The sequence below is a fragment of the Mycobacterium sp. ELW1 genome, assembly GCF_008329905.1.
GTDB lineage: Bacteria > Actinomycetota > Actinomycetes > Mycobacteriales > Mycobacteriaceae > Mycobacterium.
On sequence record NZ_CP032155.1, the window covers coordinates 3016956 to 3035359 of the forward strand.

Sequence of the window (18404 nt, forward strand, 5' to 3'; positions counted from 1 at the left end):
ACGTCGCGTGTGTCAGCGAACCTGCACGACCACCGGTGTGCTGTTGTACCCCGTGACCCTGACCCAGGCCGGGGCGGGTCCCGACCCGGGAACCCGGCCCTTGATCTGGACGGTCTCACCCGGGAACACCGTCACGTAGTTGTCGTCGTACTGGATCGGCAGGATCTCGTCGGCGAGCGGACCGGAGAGCAGTTCGGCGCGTTCGAAGAACGCGATCTGCGGCGTCGGGTTGTGCAGGCTGATGGTGACGTCACGGCCGGCGTCGTCGCCGCCGGTGGCACTGACGTCCAACGGCACTTTCGGCATCGCGTTCAGCGCGGTCATGTCGGCCCAGCTCACCTGGTTGGAGTTGAAGGCCGCGTCGTTGGCCGGCGGACCGACGTCATCGGCCTGCCGGGACTGCCAGTACACGTTGTTGGCCACCACGGTGCCGGTCGCGTCGAGCAGCTCGCAGCGGACGAAGAACACCGGGGAGTCGGCCGGTCCGGGCGGCAGCGTCATCGCCTGCACCGCGCCGCCCGGATCGACGGCGATGTCGTCGGCGGCCCGGTCGTCGCGCAGTGCGCCGTTGAGGCCGTAGATGCGGACCCGCACCCGCAGGTTCTCCTGGGTGTCCGGGGTCTGGTTGACGACGGTCACCTTGGCCTGGCGATGGTTACCGGTGGCGTAGGAGTCGAACACGACCGACAGCGGCTGCAGCCCCTTCTTGGCGCCGTAGTAGGCGCCGCCGGGGCGCAGGTAGTAGTCGAAGATGTTGCCGAAGAACGACGGCCAGTGGCTGTTGAGCATCCAGTAGATCGTCATCTTGTGCCCGTCCCAGCCGTTGGCCGCGAACGATTCGAACTGGGCGCGGGTGGCCTCGTAGTGGGCCAGCTGCGCCTTGTCGGCGAACATCCGGGCATTGCTGGACGGGCCGTAGCGGCGGTCGATGACGCGCTGGACGTTGGCCAGCCGCGAGTTCTGCGGGTCCGATCCGGCGTGGAAGAACCAGGTGTCGTTGATCGGCCAGAGCTTGTCGGGCGGAATGAACTTCTGCAGGCTCGCAAACGGCGGGATGTGCTCGTTGTCGCCCTGCTCGGCCGACGAGCCGCGGGCCGCGCCGTACCGGCCGGCGAACCAGTACGACGGTGGACGCCAGGTGTAGGGCCCGGCCATCTGGATGCCGTCCCAGAGTTGCCTGCCGTCGGCGTCCCGGTTCAGCGACGACACCGTGTCGACGGTGGCGTTCTGCCAGTGCAGATCGGACAGGATCTGGTGGTAGTCGGTCAGCACGTCGGCCGGTGGTCGGCCGTCGCTGCCGTTGGCCCACACGAACACCGAGGGGTGCGAACGCAGCATTTCGATCTGCGAGCGCATGCTGTCCTGCGAGACGCGACGATCCTCGTCGTCCCACTGCTGCCACTTCTCCCACTGGTTGCAGCACATCCAGCCGTACATCAGCGGGACGCCGAGCTCGTCGGCCTGCTCGACGAAGCGCTGCGACGAGATCTTGGACTCCAGCCGCAGCATGTTCAGCCCGAGGTCCTTGACGTAACCCAGGATCGCGGCGTCGCGCTCCGGGTCGTACTTGTAGAGCAGGTCGGGCGTATAGGTGGCGCCGCGAACCAGGAAGTTCTTGCCGTTGACCTGGAGGTAGAAGTTGCCGCCGGTGCCCAGATCGGCGAACGAGTCGTCGGAGTCACGCCCCTGGGTGATGGTGCGGATGCCGAATTTCTGGGTGGCCACCTCGGTCGCCTGACCGTTCTGGACGAACTCCAGCTTCAGGGCGTAGAGGTCGGGCCGGCCCATCGTGTACGGCCACCACAGATCCGGGTGCTGGACGGTCAGCGCCGCGAACTTCTCGGGGTTCAGCGTGATCTCACGCTCCTCGCCGGGCATCAGCGTGACCGGCTCGTCGACGTGGACGGGTGCTTTGCCGTCGCGGGTGATCGTGGCACGCAGCAGGCCGCGCACCTTCTCGGTCGAGTAATTCTTCAGCGGCGCGTACACCGTCAGCCGCGCGCTGTCGGTGTCCGGTAGCGGCAGTTGGGTGTTGACCGTCGCGTCGCCGATCGACACCCGCCCGGATGTCTTGAGGTACACCGGTTTCCAGATGCCGGCATTCCGGTCCGGCACGAAGGAGTTGCCGTTGGCCGCGTTCTTGTCCGGGCCCTGATAGCCCAGATAGCGCCAGTTGATCCAGTCGTACCAGCTGTCGGCGAGCTCGACTCCGTTGACGTCCTGGATGGCTCGTTCCGGGGTGACCTTGACGGCGAGGGTGTTGGGTTGGCCCTGCCTGATCCACCGCGTGACGTCGAGTTCGTGGTCGTTGTACATGCCGACGACTTGTCTGTTGTCGGCGACGCGGCGGCCGTTGAGCCACACCTCGGCGCGGTAGTTGATGCCGGGGAAGTCCAGAACGTAGGTGGGGTAGTCGGTCGGTGCGTTGAACGTCGTGCGATACCACCAGTCCTGCTCGTAGAGATCTTGCGGAACGTCTTGGAGCAGGTTCTTGCCGTAGTAGAGGTTCGGGTAGACGCCGTCGTCCTGCAGGGTTTGCAGGACGGTGGCCGGCATCCGGCGTACGGGGTGCCAGGCCGCGGCGTCGTAGTCGTTGGCCGAGACGGCCGCGCCGTCGGCGGGCAGGCCCTGCGCCGAGGTGAGGCGCCAGCCGTCGGACAGCTCGATGTCCTGGGCGGGCCGCGGTTGCGGACCGCTGAACACGCGCAGGTCACCCGCGCACAGCAGCAGGAGCAGCAGGACGGAGAGCGTGCCGAGGGTCTTCGCCACCGTCCCCAAACTCCTCAACTCGAGATCCGCGACAGGACACCCCCGCGCAACCGTTCATCAGCCGCGCGTTCATCTTGGCAGAGCAGTGGCGCAAACGCCGTATGTGGTTCGTGTGCAACAGCGCACTCCTGACCCGGGGTCCAGGTTAGTCGCCGGAGTTCGGCGCAGCGCCGCCGAACTGGGGCGGGCGGATCTACGCTGGGGCCATGACCGACCAAGACCGCGCCGCGGCCCGCCGCGAGATTGCCGATGCACTGCTCACCGCGCTCGAGCGCCGCCACGAAGTGATCGACGCCATCGTCGCCTCCGACAACCGGGACTCCGCGATCACCGCCATCACCGAACTGCTCGGCACATCGCGCCGGGGCACCGAGGCCGTGCTGGGACTGTCCTTCGAGCAGGTGACCAGAGAATCGCGGGACCGCATCACCGCCGAACTGCGAGACCTGAACAGCCAGCTGTCCTTCACCCTCGGCGAGCGCCCGGCCAGCACAGACGAGAGCCTGCAGCTGCGCCCGTTCGCCGACGAGTCCGACCGCGACATCTTCGCCACCCGCACCCAGGAGATCGGCGCGGCCGGTGACGGTTCGGGCGCGCCCGCCGGGCTTGTGGACGACGAAATCCGTTCGGCACGAAGCCGTTTGGCGGCCGAGGAGGCTGCCTGGTTTGTCGCTCTCGACGGCGACGAGAAGGTCGGCCTGGTGTTCGGCGAGCTGCTCGGCGGTGAGGTCAACGTGCGGATCTGGATTCACCCCGATCACCGCAAGAAGGGTTACGGCACCGCCGCGCTGCGCAAATGCCGGTCGGAGATGGCGGCGGCATTCCCCGCCGTACCGCTGGTGGTCCGAGCTCCCGGCGCGGCTCCACGCTGAGCCTGGCGTCCGATGTGAACGTCGCCGGGCAGATCGTCCTGCTGGTGGTCGGCATCCTCGCGGTGCTCGGGCTCATCGCGGGGGTGATCATGCTGATCTACCGCGGCAGGTATCGCGCCGCCGCGGACCGGCTGGGCACCGAGCTGGCGGTGGAGACCATCGTGCGTCCGCTGGAGCGCGGCAACTATCGGGGCGCCACCGCGCCGGGCTTTCCCACGGTGAAGAACAACGGCCGCATCGCGCTGACCCGGCGGCGGCTGGTCTTCGTCACCCTGACCGGCACCACGATCAGCATTCCGCTGGACTCCGTCACCGGATTGCGGCTGGCGAAAGTGTTCAGGGGCAGCGTCGCCGGCGGATGGACCCATCTGGTGGTGCGCACCGCGGCCGGCGAGATCGCGTTCTACGTCAACGACACCCAGGCCTGGCTGCACGCGTTGGGGGAGGCCACCGGGCTGACGCCCGATCCCGTGGCCTGATCGGCACCGCGCCTGCGTAATCTCGCTCGGTATGAGCGTGCGCGCGGGAATCGTCGTCACCGGCACCGAAGTCCTCACCGGACGCGTCGCGGATCGCAACGGCCCCTGGGTGGCCGATCGGCTGTTGGAATTGGGCGTCGAACTGGCCCACATCACCATCTGCGGTGACCGTCCCGCCGACATCGAGGCCCAGTTGCGGTTCCTCGCCGCCGAAGGTGTCGACCTGATCGTCACCTCCGGCGGACTGGGCCCGACGGCCGACGACATGACGGTGGAGATGGTGGCCCGGTTCTGCGGACGTGAGCTGGCTCTCGACACCGAGCTGGAAGCCAAGATCGCGGCGATCCTCCAACACCTGATGGCCCGATTCACCGGCGTCGACTTCGACGCGGTGCTCGCGGCCAACCGCAAGCAGGCGATGGTGCCGGTGGGCGCCCATGTCCTCGACCCGGTCGGCACGGCACCCGGCGTCGTGGTGCCCGGCTCGCCGACGGTCCTGGTGCTGCCCGGCCCGCCCCGTGAACTTCAGGCGATGTGGCCGGCCGCCGTCGCCGACGATGCCTTCCAGCAGGCCATTGCCGGGCGGACCGTCTACCGCCAGGACACGGTCCGGATGTTCGGGCTGGCCGAGTCGGGGCTGGCCGAGACGCTGCGAGAAGCCGAAAGCCTGCCGGGTTTCGGTGACCTGGAGATCACCACCTGCCTGCGCCGCGGAGAGGTGGAGATGGTCACGCGCTACGAGCCGCAGAGCGCGCCGGCCTACGAACAGCTGATGGAGCTGGTGCGCAGCCGGCACGCAGACACGCTGTTCTCCGAAGACGGTTCGCTGGTCGACGATCAGGTCGCTCGGCTCTTGGCGGGGCGGCGCATCGCGACAGCGGAGTCCTGCACCGGCGGATTGCTGGCGGCCCGCCTGACCGAACGGGCCGGCTCGTCGGCCTATGTCGCCGGCGCGGTGGTGGCCTATGCGAATGAGGCGAAGGCCGATGTGCTCGGTGTCGAGTCCGCGCTCATCGAGCAGTGTGGCGCGGTGTCCCAGGACGTCGCCGAAGCGATGGCGGCCGGCGCGTTGCGCCGATTCGGCGCCGACACCGCGGTGGCGATCACCGGCATCGCCGGACCGGGCGGTGGAACCGAGGAGAAACCAGTGGGAACCGTTTGGTTCTGCGTGATGCTGGGCGACGGCACGACGGTGAGCCGGTCGGTTCGGCTGCCGGGCGAACGCGCCGACATCCGGGAGCGGTCCACCACCGTGGCAATGCACATGCTGCGGCGGGCGTTGCTCGGATTGGCTTAAGCCAGAACATCTTCCGCGTCGGCGACGACGAGCTCGTCGGGATCGCACGCCGCGTACAGGCGTGCCGCGAGGTCGGACAGCTCGACGATGATCTCGGCGCGGCCCAAGCCGGCGTCGAGCGCTTCGCTGAGCAGTAGTTCGATGTCGATGCGGCGGTTCTCAACGGCCATTGCGTCCGCCCCGTCGGCGTGCGAGATCCGCGCGGCGCGAATCATCCGCCAGGCGTAATTGCGTTCGGTGAGGACGTCATTCATTACTTCACCTTTCGACGGCGGCGCGCTGACTTATCCGTCAATACACCGGCGAGGCCCCATTCCTTATGTCAGTTTGGCCGGCCGTTGTGTTTACCGACAGGGACTTCTGGCCCATGCCGACAGGGGCATTGGGCATAACTACGGATCGGCCCGCCCACAAACACCTATTGACGGACCCGCCGAAATTGCCGCGATTGACGTAATTGCTCACGTACCGTGAGACGGTCCAATTCAATCGCGACCCTAATGGGGAGGGACTTCATGCGAAAATTCATCTTGGGTGTTGCGACGGCAGGAATGATCGCCGGTTCTCTGGCCGGTGCGGTCACCGCCAATGCGGCATCGACGAACAATGCCACGCCGTCCGGTCCGGGGCATTCACCGATCATCACGGCCCTGGATTGTCAGGGCGGTACCGGGAATATGGGTTGTGGCGCAGGCTTTTTCTGGCGTGACGGCTGGCGCGGCTGGGGCTGCTACCCCTGCTGATCGACTGTTCGTGATAACCCGGTATTCATTCCTTCTGAACGGAAGTCTTCGAATATGAACTCTCGTTGTATTGGCGGTCTGACCGCCGCCGTGTTATCGGCGGGTATGACGCTCGGCGCCGGCCTGGCATCGGCCGACCCCGGTGATTACACCGTCCTGCTGATCGACCCCAATGTGGTCACCGACTCGCTGGCCTACACGTCGGCCCCGCCGACGCTGAATCCCGGCGGCCAGCCCGGTGCCATGACGGTGTACACCCACCGCGACGGACGCACGATCACCGACACCGTGTGGGTGCTGGCTGATCCGGCCGCGGCAGCCGGTGCGATCAGTTCCGCGCAGGCGGCCACCCCCATCGCCAACCAGAAGTCGGTGGCCGCACCGGTCGGGCAGGGCGGACAGCTGATCACCGGGACCTCACCGGACGGCACGCGATCGCTGAGTGTCCTGTACTTCACCGAGGGCAATGCCGCGTCGTCGCTGGAATTCTCCGGCCCCGCCGCCGACCCGGCGCCCAACGATCTGGTGATCGACTTCGGTCAGAAGCAGGACGCGTTGATCAAGAGCCAACTCGGCGCGTAACACGGCAGCCCGCGTCGCGCCGGATCATCAGCGCGGCGCGGGCTTTCGCCACCGGGCGGGAATGATCACGCCTTGTCGTCGCGGTCCCACAAGTCGAGCATGGTGCGCAGGATGTCTTCGGCGCGTCCGAGGCCGGCCAGGTGGCTTTCACCGGAGAGCGTGTAGAGCTCGGCGTCGGGCAGCTTGGAGACCACGTGCTGGCCGTGGGCGAACGGCACGATGTGATCGCGGTCGCCGTGCCACCACCGGACCGGAACCTTGACCTCGTCGAGCCGGAAACCCCAGTCCCGGGCGAACACCACGATGTCGGCGAGCGGCGCCGCCAGCTGTTTGCGGCTGCCGTTGAGCAGGTCGTCGAGGAACATCGCCTTGAATTCCGGGCGGACGAGCATCTTGCGGTCGCCTTCGGGGGAGATACCGGCATAGATGTACAGAGCCGGCTCGGCGACCGGGCGGATCAACCGAATCAAGCTGACGGCGGCCAGCCGCAGCGGAGCCCCCGCGACCTCGATGATCGGGGCCGCGAACGTGCCGACTTTCATCAATCCGCCGGCGATCGCCTCCGGTCCGACGGTCGGGGCCACCCCGCCGAGCACACCGGCGGCCACGATGCGGTCCGGCATCGCCGTCGCGCAGCCCAGCGTGTACGGGCCGCCGCCGGACAGGCCGACGACGGCCATCTTGTCGACACCGAGGGTGTCGGCGATGATCGCCAGATCTTTCGAGAAGGCCAGCACGTTCTCGTACTGGTACGGCGTGGAGGAGCCGATCCCCGGCCGGTCGACACCGATCAGTCGAATGTCGTTCTGTTCAGCGAACACTCGCGCTTCCACCGGGATCTGACGTCGAGCCCCCGGTGTGCCGTGCAGCCAGAACACGGCGCGGCCCTGAGCGCAGCCGAATTCAGCGAAACCGATCTGGCGGTCCTCGGAGACGGCGACGTTGCCTTCCAACTTGGGACGCGCGATAGCGACAACCATGGGCACAGTGTCTCACGCGGGACAGCGGCCACTGCACGGATCGAAGCAATGGTGAGCGGCCGCAGCAAAGCCGCTCAGACCGCGGGCGCGTCCAGCCATCCCGCCGGGCGCCGCTGCGCCCACGGGATCGCCTGCTCGAGCTGAGCCGCCAGCTGCAGGAGCACGGTCTCCTCGGGAGCCATCAGCTGAACACCCACGGGTAGTCCGTCCTCGGTGGTCGCCAGCGGTAGCGAGACCGCGGCCCAGCCGGTGACGTTGGCCATGGTGGTCCACCCGGTGTGTGCGAACTCGACATCGAAGAATGCCCGGGTGGTGCCGCGCGGCTGATCCAGGATGCCGTAGTGCGGCGGTGGCGCCAGCAACGTCGGCACCAGCAGCACGTCATGGGCGGCCATTCCGGCGACGAATTGGCGGGTCTGGGCGTGGATGGCCTCGATGGCGTCGGCATAGTCGACGCCGGCGGTGGTGAATCCCTCGCGCATCATCACCCAGCTGCTGGGCTCGAACTCGTCCTCGCGGGGATCGCGGCCCAGATGGGACTTCGCGAAGTTGTACAGCTGCACATTGCTGACGTTGTGCAGCACGGCGATCGCGTCGGCGACGACGTCGGGGTCGAACGACGGTGCGCCCGGTTCGATGTGATGGCCGGCCGATTCCAGTGCGCGCCCGGCAGATTCGACGGCGGCCGCGACGCGCGGGTCGGTCGGCGGGGCCGGGAACGGGGAGTGCGTGGCGATCAGGATCCGCCGGCGCGACGGCGGCGCACCGATGGCGCCCAGAAAGGGCTGGGCGGGCGGCGCCGCGTTGTACGGATCGCCGGGGGCGCCACCGGTGACCGCGTCAAGGAGAGCGGCGCTGTCGCGAACCGTGCGCGTCAGCGCGTGCTCGACGGCCAGTCCCTCGAGCAGCTGCCCCGACGGTGCGAACGAGGTGCGGGCACGCCGGGGCTTCAGCCCGACCAGGCCACAGCACGACGCGGGCACCCGGATCGAGCCGGTGCCGTCACCACCCGAGGCGGCCGGCACGACGCCGGCGGCCACCGCCGAGGCCGACCCTCCACTGGAACCACCGGGGGTGATGTCCGGTGACCACGGATTGGCCGTGCGGCCGAACAACGACGGCTCGGTGGTGCAGTGATTGCCCCATTCCGGGGTGTTGGTCTTGCCGAACACCACCAGGCCGGCGTCCAGGTAGCGCTGCACGATCCACGCGGTGTCCGGCGCGATGTGATCGCGCAACGCCCGCGAACCCATCGCCTCGCGGGCACCGGCCAGCGAGGCGCCAAGATCCTTGAGCAGGAAGGGAACTCCGGCCACCGGCCCGGCGGTCCCGCTGCGCAGCGTGCCGCTCTCGTCGAGGGCGACGGCCTGGTCGCGTCCGCGCTCGAACAGGTCGGTGATGACGGCGTTGAGCCCGCGGGTGGCGTCGAGCCGCAGGATGGCCGCGTCGAGCAGCTCGGCGGCGGACACGTCTCCGGAAGCGGCTAGTGCGGCCTGCCCGATGGCATCGAGGTCGGCGAGCTCAGCGGCGAATGTGGGATCCATTGTCACGGATCCTCGCCGCCCGGCCCGGCCCCGGCAAGTTGGCGCGCGGAACTATCCGTTGCCGCCGGGGGTGGCCAGTTCGCTCGACTGGTTCTGCTGGGCGGCGGCATCCTTGGCGGCCTGCTCCTCTTCGGCCGCCTTCTCCGCCTGGCCCTCCGGGCTCGCCAGCGAGTTACCGGCCTTGCCCGCGGTGGCAAGCTTGGCGTTGCAGTTCAGGTACAGCAGCACGGTGTCGGTGACGGGGGAGAAGTTGTCGCCCTTGAGCCAGTCGGCCTTCTGGGACCGCGTCACCACACAGTCGCCCTGGTTGGTGGTGTCGCCGACGGATGTCGCGATGACGGCCTTCTGCCCGGCATCGCCGATCGCCTTGGAGGCGTCTGAGTACGACTTGCCGGCGTAGTCGTCGGCCAGCGCGGCACCGGATCCGAGCGTGAGTGACATCGCACCGAGAGTGATTGCTCCCAGTCCGAGCCGAACGAGCTTGGTCATCTGTGTTCCTCCACGGCAGATCCCCGACAAGGCAGCGTCACAGGCGCCGGGACGCGAAAAATGAGAATAAGACGACTCACTGGCAACCAACTGGGTGACAGCTGGTGGCATGCTGGCAGCCGGCAGGGGGCGCGCGGCCCCGTCTCTTTGCCTACCGGAGCCCGGTCTGTCACTTCGCCGATATCGTCCGGTCGGCCCGGACTAGTTGACTGGCCGCATGTCTGAGACCACGATCGAGCCCGACACCGCCGCCGTCCCGGCCGCCGACGAGCAGCCGCACGAGCAAACCACCATCGTCATCCGCCACGTCCTCGAGCGTCAGATCGCCGTGGGCCAGGCGCTGAGCAGCCAATTACTCGACGCTGCAACAGATGTCACCACCGCGATCGCACACGCACCCGCTGCATTCGCGGGCGCTATTCAGGATGGCGAGACCATCGCCACGGCCTGGGAGCGCACCGGCACCGGCGTACAGGACGTCGTCGACGACGCTCGCGGACGGCTGCGTGCCGCGGTCGTCAGTTACGTCGGTCACCAGGCCACGTTGCCGGTGGCCGTCCTGGGCTACGCCGGTGAGGTCGCCGGTTCGGTGGCCTCCGCGCAGGGCACGCTCGTAGGTTCGGCCCTCGACGGCGCGTTCGCCGTCGCGGCCGCCGCTACCCAGGGTGACGACGTGCGGGCGGCACTGGGCCGCAACATCGACGAATTGCGGGCCACCGCGACCGCCGCCCGGGGCGACGTCAACGAGTCGGTCAGGCGGGCCGGTCGCGAGGTTCGCGAGGCCGTCGGCGGGGAGCTCGAACCGCTGGTTGCCGCGATCACCGGTGCCGGCGAGGATTCTTGACGGACAACGAACTTCAGGTGACAAGCGGCACACTCAGGCGTGTGGCGCGGCGGCCGGTGTCGGTCGGCTGGCACAGTGGTGATGTGGCACAAACACGGCGGACACGATCGGGCTCCTGGCGGCATCCATTGTCGCTGGGGTTCGAAGCGCACCGCGGCATGCTGTTGCTGCGCCTGCGCTGGCACGAGCGGCGCGCGCCCACCTCACATACCGGTGCTGGTGACGCGTCGTCGGTATGACGACGGGGTCTCCCCGCAGAACTGACTGAAGGCTCGGGTGAACGACCCGACGCTGTCGAAGCCCACCGCGGTGGCGGTCTGCTGCACGCTCTGGGCCGGGGCGGCCAGCAGGGCCATCGCCCGCAGCATTCTGGCGTGTAAAAGGTAAGTGCGCCAGGATATCTCGGCCTCGCTCTGAAACTGCCTGCGCAGGGTCCGCTCCGACACCGCAACGGCCCGGCATACCTCGGCGAGCGTCACCGATTGCAGGTGCTCCTTGGTGTAGGCCATCGCCGCGGCCACCACCGGATCCTCGGAGCTCGGAAGGCTCAGGGGCGCTTCGTGATCCAGTGCCTCGGCGACCAGATTGGCGAGCGTGCGAAAGAATCCGTCGGACGTGTCGTCGCCGGCGTCGCGGTAAATCGGCCAGCGCAGGGCGTAGAGCATCATCTCCCGGATCAGCGGGGAGACCGCGAGGATCCGGGCGCGGTCACCGGCGGTCGGGATGAGGTCCGGGTCGAACATCACCGCCAGGGTCTTGACGGCGGGGTTCATGGTCGCCTGGTGTTCCAGTCCGGCCGGAATCCAGGCGGCTTGCTGGGGCGGCAGCAGGTAGTGCGCCGATGCGGTCTCGACCTCGACCACACCGCCGATCGCGTATTCGATCTGATGCACGTCGTGGAAATGCCAGCCGGTGACCAGCAGCTCGCCCTCGTACAGATAGCTGCCGGCCAGGACCCGTCCACCCCGGCGCAGCTCGACCTGCCCGATATTGGCCGGTTGAGGCTCCGGTCGATTTTTGGCCGTTCCGGCCAAGTCTCTGGCCGAATGTGCGGAGACGGTCATGATTATCGAGGGTACAACTGAGGCCATGAATGTCGACGACCTGATCCTGGTGAGCATTGACGACCACGTCGTGGAGCCCCCCGACATGTTCCTCAACCACGTTCCGGACAAGTACAAGCCCGAGGCCCCCATCGTCGTCACCGACGACAAAGGGGTGGATCAGTGGATGTATCAGGGCCGCCCCCAGGGGGTGAGCGGGTTGAACGCCGTCGTGTCGTGGCCTGCCGAGGAGTGGGGCCGCGACCCCGCCGGCTTCGCCGAGATGCGCCCCGGCGTCTACGACGTCCACGAGCGGGTCCGCGACATGAACCGCAACGGCATCCTCGCCTCGATGTGCTTCCCGACCTTCACCGGCTTCTCCGCGCGGCACCTCAACATGACCCGCGAAGACGTCACGCTGGTGATGGTGTCGGCCTACAACGACTGGCACATCGACGAGTGGGCCGGCTCCTATCCGGACCGCTTCATCCCGATCGCGATCCTGCCGACGTGGACACCCGAGGGGATGTGCAACGAGATCCGCCGCGTCGCGGCCAAGGGCTGCCGCGCCGTCACCATGCCCGAGCTGCCGCACCTGGAAGGCCTGCCCAGCTACCACGACGAGGACTACTGGGGCCCGGTCTTCCGGACGCTGTCCGAAGAGAACGTGGTGATGTGCCTGCACATCGGCACCGGATTCGGGGCGATCAGCATGGCGCCCAACGCGCCGATCGACAACATGATCATCCTGGCCACCCAGGTGTCGGCGATGTGTGCCCAGGATCTGTTGTGGGGACCGGCGATGCGCAACTACCCGGATCTGAAGTTCGCGTTCTCCGAGGGTGGTATCGGCTGGATTCCGTTCTATCTGGATCGCAGTGACCGGCACTACACCAACCAGAAGTGGCTTCGCCGCGACTTCGGCTCTCAGCTGCCCAGTGAGGTGTTCCGGGAACACTCGCTGGCCTGCTACGTCACCGACAAGACATCGCTGAAGCTGCGGCACGAGATCGGCATCGACATCATCGCCTGGGAGTGCGATTACCCGCACTCGGACTGCTTCTGGCCCGATGCTCCGGAGAAGGTGCTGGCCGAGCTGGACGCCGCGGGCGCGTCGGATTCCGATATCAACAAGATCACCTGGGAGAACTCCTCCCGGTTCTTCAGCTGGGATCCGTTCGCCCGCACCGCCCGGGACGAGGCGACGGTGAAGAGCCTGCGCGCCAAGGGCGCTGACGTCGACGTGTCCATTCGCCCGCGGGCGGAGTGGGCGCGGCTCTACGACGCCAAGCAGTTCGCGCAGACCTGAGCCACATCACCGAGATCGACGCTGGCGTGTGAAAGTACGAGTTGACCTCACGCCACCGTCGATCTCGGTGACGTTCGGCGGTGGATTGCCTCGCGCACCTGCCGGACGATGCCGTCCGGGCGGTCCTCTGCGATCACCCGGATGACGATCCACCCCAGCTGTTCGAGTCTGCGTAGCCGGCGTTGGTCCTTGACGTATTGAGCTCGGTTCGTTCGGTGATGATCCCCGTCGTACTCGACGGCGACTTTGATGTCGTCCCAACCCATATCGAGGACCGCCAGTATCCGCCAGCCGTCCATGACGGGTATCTGTGTGGTGGGCGGTGGAAAACCCGCATCGATCAACAGCATTCGTAGCCAGGTCTCCTTCGGGGACGCCGCTCCGCCATCGACGAGCGGAAGAATCGCCGTGAGTTGCCGCAGGCCGCGTGCGCCCGGGTGCGCGCGTGCCAGCTGCATGACGTCGTCGATCGAGAAGAAGGTGGCCCATTTGAGCGCGTCAAGACGCGCAACCGCCGTCTCGGCGGGCAGGTGACGACCAAGATCGAATGCGGTTCGCACCGGGGTGGTCACCGGCAGACCTGAGACCTTGGTGACCTCGCCGGTTGTGAGTGTTTCGTTTCGGACGATCAGCCCATCGTGCGGACGGGAGTTGCGGCCGATCAATTCGATCGGCTCGTCGACGTCGACCCACCGGGAGCCGTGCAACGCGGCGGCCGCCACACCCGCGATCACGCCCCGCCGCCTGGACCACAACCACGCGGCCCAGGTCCGATCGCCCAAGGACGGGTCCAGGGATGCCGCGACGTAAACGTCGCGATAGATGGGGCGGTACCAGCGGCGCAACTCGTGCTCGGTCAGCTGCCCGGCGGCAATCGCTTCACTACCGATGAACACGCGATTCATCCCCGCATGCTGGCGCATCCCACCGACAATCCGTCGACATCGACGCCGGCGCGCGAAAGTGCGGGAGGCGGGCACGCCACCGTCGATCTCGGCGCCAGAAGTTTGGGATCGGTAGCCGCGAGCCGCGTCTGTACTTCTCTCGTGACGGTGCCACCGAGGCGCCGCGAACGAAGGGAACACAGGTGAAGCGAATTCTCGCGGTCGGTGTCGGCGTGCTCGGCTGCAGCATGCTGCTCATGGCTTGCTCCGACAACAACAGCAGCAGCAAGGGCTCCAGCTCGGCGACGGGCGCCGCGCCCACCAGTGTCTCGGTGGCCTCAAGCGGGAAGACGTCGGTCAAGGTCGAGGGAAATGACCTGCAGGGCCTGGACCTGAACTCCGTGACGTGCGTGAAGCAGGGCGGCACGATCAACATCGCCAGCGGCGCGGTGGGCGGCCAGCAGGGTCTCGGTGTGGTCATGAAGGACGGCCAGCCGCCGACCGTGCAGTCCCTCGGGATGGTCGTCGACGGCAACGCGCTCGCGGTGAGCGACAACATGGGCATGAAGACCGGTTCTGCGGATGTGAAGGTGGACGGCGACACCTACACCATCACCGGTGAGGCAGCCGGCGCGGACATGAAGAACCCGATGGCCGGGATGATCAGCAAGAAGTTCGAAATCTCCGTCACCTGCAAGTGACGTGACCAACCGTTCGGGCGGCGGGAGGCGGACGTGCCGAGCACGTCCGCCGTCTCGCCGTTACCTGTATCGGCGGCCGTGGCCGATTTATGATCCAGCCGTGTCCATCACCGGCGATCTGCAGCGGGCCCGCCAGCTCGCCCTCGCCGCCCAGGAGGAGAAGGCCAAAGACCTCCTGCTGTCGCTGATGCCGCAGATCGAGAGCGAGGACCGCGACGACCTCGCGCTCGAAGCCTTCGCTCAACTGGGCGAAATCTATCTCATCCGAACGGCTTACGACGGCACCAGGGAATGCCTCCGGCGGATGACCGACTGCATCGCCGCATACCCCGACCGCGGGGCCGAGACCGACCGCATGGTCGCCCGCTACACCCTGCGGGCACGCTTCCTGCGCACCGGTCTGGCCGCGGCCGCCGGTGACCACGAACACGCCGCGGCCGAACTCGCCGGACTGCGCGACGACGACACCGCGCAGCGGTTCGCCGACCTGGAACCCGAACAGCGGCACCTCGCCACGTTGGCCGGGGTGCTGTGCGCGACGGCGCTGTGCGACGACGACCTGCACGTGCCGGCAGCGCAGTTGTGGCAGGACATCATTCCGGTCATCGACGAGCTGGCCGGGGGCACCGACGACGCCGATCAGCTGTTGGTCGCCGCCGGGCTGGCGTACGGCCGGTTCTGCGTGGAGACGGGCCGACTCGACGAAGGGGAGCAGTGGCTGCGCCGGGCCGGTGCCCGCGCGCAGCGCCGCGAGTGGAAACTGTATTGGGCCAGAGCCGAACTCGAGACCGCCGCGGCCATGTGGATGCGTGGTGACCATGAATCCACCGAGCGTCTCGTCGGGTCGGCCTACCCGGTCATCGCCGAGCATTCCCGCGCGCACGACGTCGCGCGCTGCTGGCTCTACTTCGGGCTCACCCGGCTCGGCATCGGCTGGCTCAAGGAGGCCGACGAATCCTGGGGCCATGCCGAGACGCAGTGGCGGGAGTTGGGCCGTCCGCTGTTCGTCCATCGCATCCTGTTGCAGCGCAGCTGGATCTCGGTGTTCCGCGGCCGCTTCGACGAGGCTGTCGAACAGGTGGCGGAGGCGCGGCGGTTCCTCGACGGCTGGCCGCGATCGAGTTGGCTGCAGTATGCGCGGCTCGACGACCACCTCGGTTCGATCTGGCGGGCCGACGCGTTGGCCGACCTGAACTTCGACGGAATCGGCGATCCCTCGGACAGCTGGCAGGCCAACAAGGAGCGCCAGGTCGCCTCGCTGGGCGTCACCCGGTTCGACTCGGGAAGCGACCGGCACCGCAGCGCGCTGGCCAAGCTGGAAAAGGCTGCGGAACTCAAGATTCCGGCCGCGCTCGCGGTCGACTCGGTGCGTTACGCCATGACGGATGCCGACGCGCGCTGGCGGTGGGCGTCCCAGGTCTCGGCACGCATGCTGGCCGGCGCTTTCTCGGTGGCCTGGGAGTGGGAGAACGACGAACTCCTCAGCGAGCTGATTGAATACCACTGCGCACGAGGCACTTTCGCCACCGAGCCGCGCGGCGAAGCCGGCGGCTGGGAGGCGCCTGCCACGATGACCGTTCCCGTCGAGACCGTCGACGAGGAGGCGCTCGCCGCCGGCGGCTACTCGGTCGACGCCCTGACCCAGACGACGCTCGGAGCGCTGCCTCCGCTGCAGATGGATCCCGACGGCTCACCGATTCTGGCGCGTTACCGGCTGCTTGCGCAGAACCGCTACGGCCAGGCCGTCACCTCCGGCGGCCCCGCCTGGTCGACGTGGCCATGACCACGACCCTGGTGCTGCGGTACGCCGACGTCGGCGTGGCGACCTATGCCAGCCTGCGCATCGTCGGCCGGCCGGAGCGCACCGTGACGTGGGTGGTGCACGAGCCGATCGTGCTGGCCGCGCTGGAGGAACTGCGTGGGGCGCTGCCTGATCCCGAGGGCGACGAGAGCCTGGCCGACGCGCTGGACAGGGCGTTGACCCGCGGCCCGTTCGCCACGACGCGGGGGGAATTGACCCTCGCCTACATCCTGGGCGTGCTGCTGATCGCCGAGCCGGCCTGGCAGCTGATCGCCGAAACGACCCGGGACGCGGCATCTGCCGGCGGTCCGCGCCCGCTGCTGTTCATCTCACCGAGCGCGCGCCTGGCCCGAATCCCGTGGGCCGCAGTGGCGGTCCCGCTGACCGGGCCCAGTCCCGAGGAGCTGGTCGCCGCCCGCAAGGAGGCGGTCACCTTCAAAGGGACCACCGCGGCCCGCATTCCGTGGCAGCTCGCCGACATCGACACCGTCACCGAGGGTGTGCGGCTGATGGAGATGGTCGACGTGGCGATGGCGGTACCACCCAACATCGTGCATGCCCCGCGCACACCGGCACGATGGAACGAAAGACGAGGTGCGCCGGCACTTCTCGTGGTCGATCCCCGGGTACCGGGCCAGCGGCCCGATTCCGCCCTGGGGTCGGTGCTGGGCCGGCCGTCGAGCGAGGGCGCGCTGTCCCGCCATTTCGGCGAGCTGCTCGCGCACCGCGCGGTGCTGCCCGACGTCACCGCCCCGGTGGAGTTGTTCCGTAGAAGCGACGCCGACCGGGGCTGGCTGGCCGCACATCTGCAGCGGGCTCCGAGCCGGATGCTCTTCGTCGGCCATGCCAGTGCCGCCGATCGTGCGCACGGGTACGCCGATCGTGCCGCCCTGCACCTGGCCTGCACGGCCGCGGCGGAGGGCGCGGCCGAACCGGTGGGGGATCACCGCCCGCTGCTGGCCTCGGATCTGATGGCCGCCCAGCTGCCGGTGCCCCCGCGGGTGGCTCTGCTCGCGTGCGGTTCCGGCGGTGACTATCAGTTCGACGAAGCGACCGGACTGGTCGCCGCGATGGTCCTCTGCGGCAGCGAGCTGGTGACCGCCACGCTGTGGTCGCTGCCGACAACCGCGGGCTATCGCCGGTTCACCGGGCGGGCCGAGGATCCGATGGCCGAAATCGTGATGGCCGTCGACGATGCCCACGAGGCCGACGACGCGGTGTTGAGCGTCAATCGCTGGCAGCGGGCCCAGATGCGGCGGTGGCGGGACGGCGATGCGGGGGCGAGCCCGTTGTACTGGGCCGCGGTGGTCACGTTCGCGGTCGGGGGTGCCCGGTGAGCGGCGGCGGCCGCGACAGGGCGGCGGTGACCCGCTGCGGTGTCGATGAACGCGCCGAGCGCTTAGGCAGGGGGCACGCACACCGCGATCGCGGACTCGTCCTCCGGGAGGTAGTAGGCGTCGATGATGCTGCCGGGCGAGACCTTGGCCAGCGCTGTCTCGGGCACCAGGGTGATCTCTTGGGCCGGGAACTGGCCGCCGCCCGGTCGGGTGACGATCAGATCGAGTTCCACCTCGCGGAGCTCCTCGCGCTCGCGGCCGGTGGTCCGCATCCCGGTCACCACGCCGCACGACCGGGTGCCGAAGCGGATCAGATCGAGCTGGTTGTGGGTCAGCACGCCGTGGCGCAGCAGTGTGTGGTCGGCGGTGGCCCGCACCGCGATCGCGTCGTCGGCCAGCGAAAGTTGCTTGCGGCTGGCCGGGTCGAAGGACACCAGCACGATCACGCCGGGGCGCAGGGCGGACAGCACCTTGTCATCGGCGCCGTGGCACAGTCGGCCGGTGAAACGCTGGCCGGCAACGCTTTCCACTTCGATGACGATCACGGGATCATCGGATCCCGCCACCATCTGCACCGTGCCGACGCCGATCGAGCGCGGGCAGCGGGTGCTGCGTGGGCGTCGCCTGCGCGGCGGCTGCCCGGCGAGGCCGGCGGCGACGATGATCGAGGCGAGTGCGATGGCGGAGACGATGGCGATGGCGCCCAGGAGTGCATCAGACATGGTGTGCA

The 18404-nt window shown here is 68.2% G+C and carries 18 protein-coding genes; 9 read left to right on the forward strand and 9 right to left on the reverse strand.

Translation table 11 applies throughout. The features are described from left to right. Positions 1 to 12: 12 nt before the first annotated feature. Positions 13 to 2769, reverse strand: a complete 2757-nt coding sequence (locus D3H54_RS14145) for a glycoside hydrolase family 2 protein (RefSeq protein WP_286199237.1) — start codon at positions 2767 to 2769, stop codon at positions 13 to 15. Positions 2770 to 2975: 206 nt separating this feature from the next. Here D3H54_RS14145 and D3H54_RS14150 point away from each other — a divergent pair, with 206 nt between their 5' ends. From D3H54_RS14150 to D3H54_RS14160, 3 genes are read left to right on the forward strand one after another with little or no spacing between them, the layout of a single operon-like run. Then, positions 2976 to 3641: a GNAT family N-acetyltransferase gene (locus D3H54_RS14150; protein WP_149379568.1), complete on the forward strand. Its 666-nt coding sequence runs from the start codon at positions 2976 to 2978 to the stop codon at positions 3639 to 3641. A gap of 14 nt (positions 3642 to 3655) precedes the next feature. Then, complete coding sequence (locus tag D3H54_RS14155) at positions 3656 to 4120, forward strand: hypothetical protein (protein WP_149379569.1); 465 nt, start codon at positions 3656 to 3658, stop codon at positions 4118 to 4120. Positions 4121 to 4151: 31 nt separating this feature from the next. Further along, complete coding sequence (locus D3H54_RS14160; protein ID WP_149379570.1) at positions 4152 to 5417, forward strand: competence/damage-inducible protein A; 1266 nt, start codon at positions 4152 to 4154, stop codon at positions 5415 to 5417. Here the strand turns inward: D3H54_RS14160 and D3H54_RS14165 are convergent. After that, positions 5414 to 5671 (reverse strand): hypothetical protein, encoded by a 258-nt coding sequence (locus D3H54_RS14165; protein ID WP_149379571.1) that lies wholly within the window; start codon positions 5669 to 5671, stop codon positions 5414 to 5416. The two genes, D3H54_RS14160 and D3H54_RS14165, sit on opposite strands and share 4 nt — an antisense overlap. A gap of 164 nt (positions 5672 to 5835) precedes the next feature. Beyond that, on the reverse strand, positions 5836 to 6063 hold the full coding sequence (locus D3H54_RS31235) for a hypothetical protein (protein WP_168214862.1): 228 nt from the start codon (positions 6061 to 6063) through the stop codon (positions 5836 to 5838). 202 nt (positions 6064 to 6265) lie between these two features. Here D3H54_RS31235 and D3H54_RS14175 point away from each other — a divergent pair, with 202 nt between their 5' ends. Beyond that, entirely contained in the window at positions 6266 to 6742 is a 477-nt protein-coding gene (locus D3H54_RS14175; RefSeq protein WP_286199238.1) for a hypothetical protein, read from the forward strand. 65 nt (positions 6743 to 6807) lie between these two features. On the opposite strand, the gene D3H54_RS14180 is transcribed toward D3H54_RS14175, so the two are convergent. From D3H54_RS14180 to D3H54_RS14190, 3 genes are all read right to left on the reverse strand, one after another. Beyond that, the gene (locus tag D3H54_RS14180; RefSeq protein ID WP_149379573.1) at positions 6808 to 7722 is read right to left on the reverse strand and encodes an alpha/beta fold hydrolase; all 915 of its coding nucleotides are present in this window, start codon (positions 7720 to 7722) and stop codon (positions 6808 to 6810) included. A 74-nt stretch (positions 7723 to 7796) separates the two neighbouring features. After that, positions 7797 to 9266 (reverse strand): amidase, encoded by a 1470-nt coding sequence (locus tag D3H54_RS14185; RefSeq protein WP_149379574.1) that lies wholly within the window; start codon positions 9264 to 9266, stop codon positions 7797 to 7799. A gap of 51 nt (positions 9267 to 9317) precedes the next feature. Continuing rightward, positions 9318 to 9755 carry a hypothetical protein gene (locus D3H54_RS14190; RefSeq protein WP_149379575.1) on the reverse strand — a complete coding sequence of 146 codons (438 nt, stop codon included), beginning with the start codon at positions 9753 to 9755 and terminating at the stop codon, positions 9318 to 9320. 217 nt (positions 9756 to 9972) lie between these two features. On the opposite strand from D3H54_RS14190, the gene D3H54_RS14195 reads away from it, so the two are divergent. Next, entirely contained in the window at positions 9973 to 10599 is a 627-nt protein-coding gene (locus D3H54_RS14195) for a hypothetical protein (RefSeq protein WP_149379576.1), read from the forward strand. A 203-nt stretch (positions 10600 to 10802) separates the two neighbouring features. On the opposite strand, the gene D3H54_RS14200 is transcribed toward D3H54_RS14195, so the two are convergent. Continuing rightward, positions 10803 to 11663 carry an AraC family transcriptional regulator gene (locus tag D3H54_RS14200; RefSeq protein ID WP_149379577.1) on the reverse strand — a complete coding sequence of 287 codons (861 nt, stop codon included), beginning with the start codon at positions 11661 to 11663 and terminating at the stop codon, positions 10803 to 10805. Between the two features lie 25 nt (positions 11664 to 11688). Here D3H54_RS14200 and D3H54_RS14205 point away from each other — a divergent pair, with 25 nt between their 5' ends. Next, on the forward strand, positions 11689 to 12951 hold the full coding sequence (locus D3H54_RS14205) for an amidohydrolase family protein (protein ID WP_149379578.1): 1263 nt from the start codon (positions 11689 to 11691) through the stop codon (positions 12949 to 12951). Between the two features lie 47 nt (positions 12952 to 12998). On the opposite strand, the gene D3H54_RS14210 is transcribed toward D3H54_RS14205, so the two are convergent. Next, positions 12999 to 13856, reverse strand: a complete 858-nt coding sequence (locus D3H54_RS14210) for an endonuclease domain-containing protein (protein ID WP_149379579.1) — start codon at positions 13854 to 13856, stop codon at positions 12999 to 13001. 182 nt (positions 13857 to 14038) lie between these two features. Here D3H54_RS14210 and D3H54_RS14215 point away from each other — a divergent pair, with 182 nt between their 5' ends. The 3 genes from D3H54_RS14215 (at position 14039) to D3H54_RS14225 (ending at position 17674) form a co-directional block, all read left to right on the forward strand. Beyond that, a complete protein-coding gene (locus tag D3H54_RS14215; RefSeq protein ID WP_149379580.1) occupies positions 14039 to 14536 on the forward strand; it encodes a lipoprotein LpqH in 498 nt (165 codons plus the stop codon). Positions 14537 to 14636: 100 nt separating this feature from the next. Beyond that, the gene (locus D3H54_RS14220) at positions 14637 to 16319 is read left to right on the forward strand and encodes a hypothetical protein (RefSeq protein WP_168214863.1); all 1683 of its coding nucleotides are present in this window, start codon (positions 14637 to 14639) and stop codon (positions 16317 to 16319) included. Then, on the forward strand, positions 16316 to 17674 hold the full coding sequence (locus D3H54_RS14225) for a CHAT domain-containing protein (RefSeq protein ID WP_149379582.1): 1359 nt from the start codon (positions 16316 to 16318) through the stop codon (positions 17672 to 17674). Before D3H54_RS14220 ends, D3H54_RS14225 begins: the two co-directional genes overlap by 4 nt. Positions 17675 to 17736: 62 nt before the next feature. Here the strand turns inward: D3H54_RS14225 and D3H54_RS14230 are convergent, their stop codons facing one another. After that, positions 17737 to 18396, reverse strand: a complete 660-nt coding sequence (locus tag D3H54_RS14230; protein ID WP_149379583.1) for a hypothetical protein — start codon at positions 18394 to 18396, stop codon at positions 17737 to 17739. Positions 18397 to 18404: the final 8 nt, after the last annotated feature.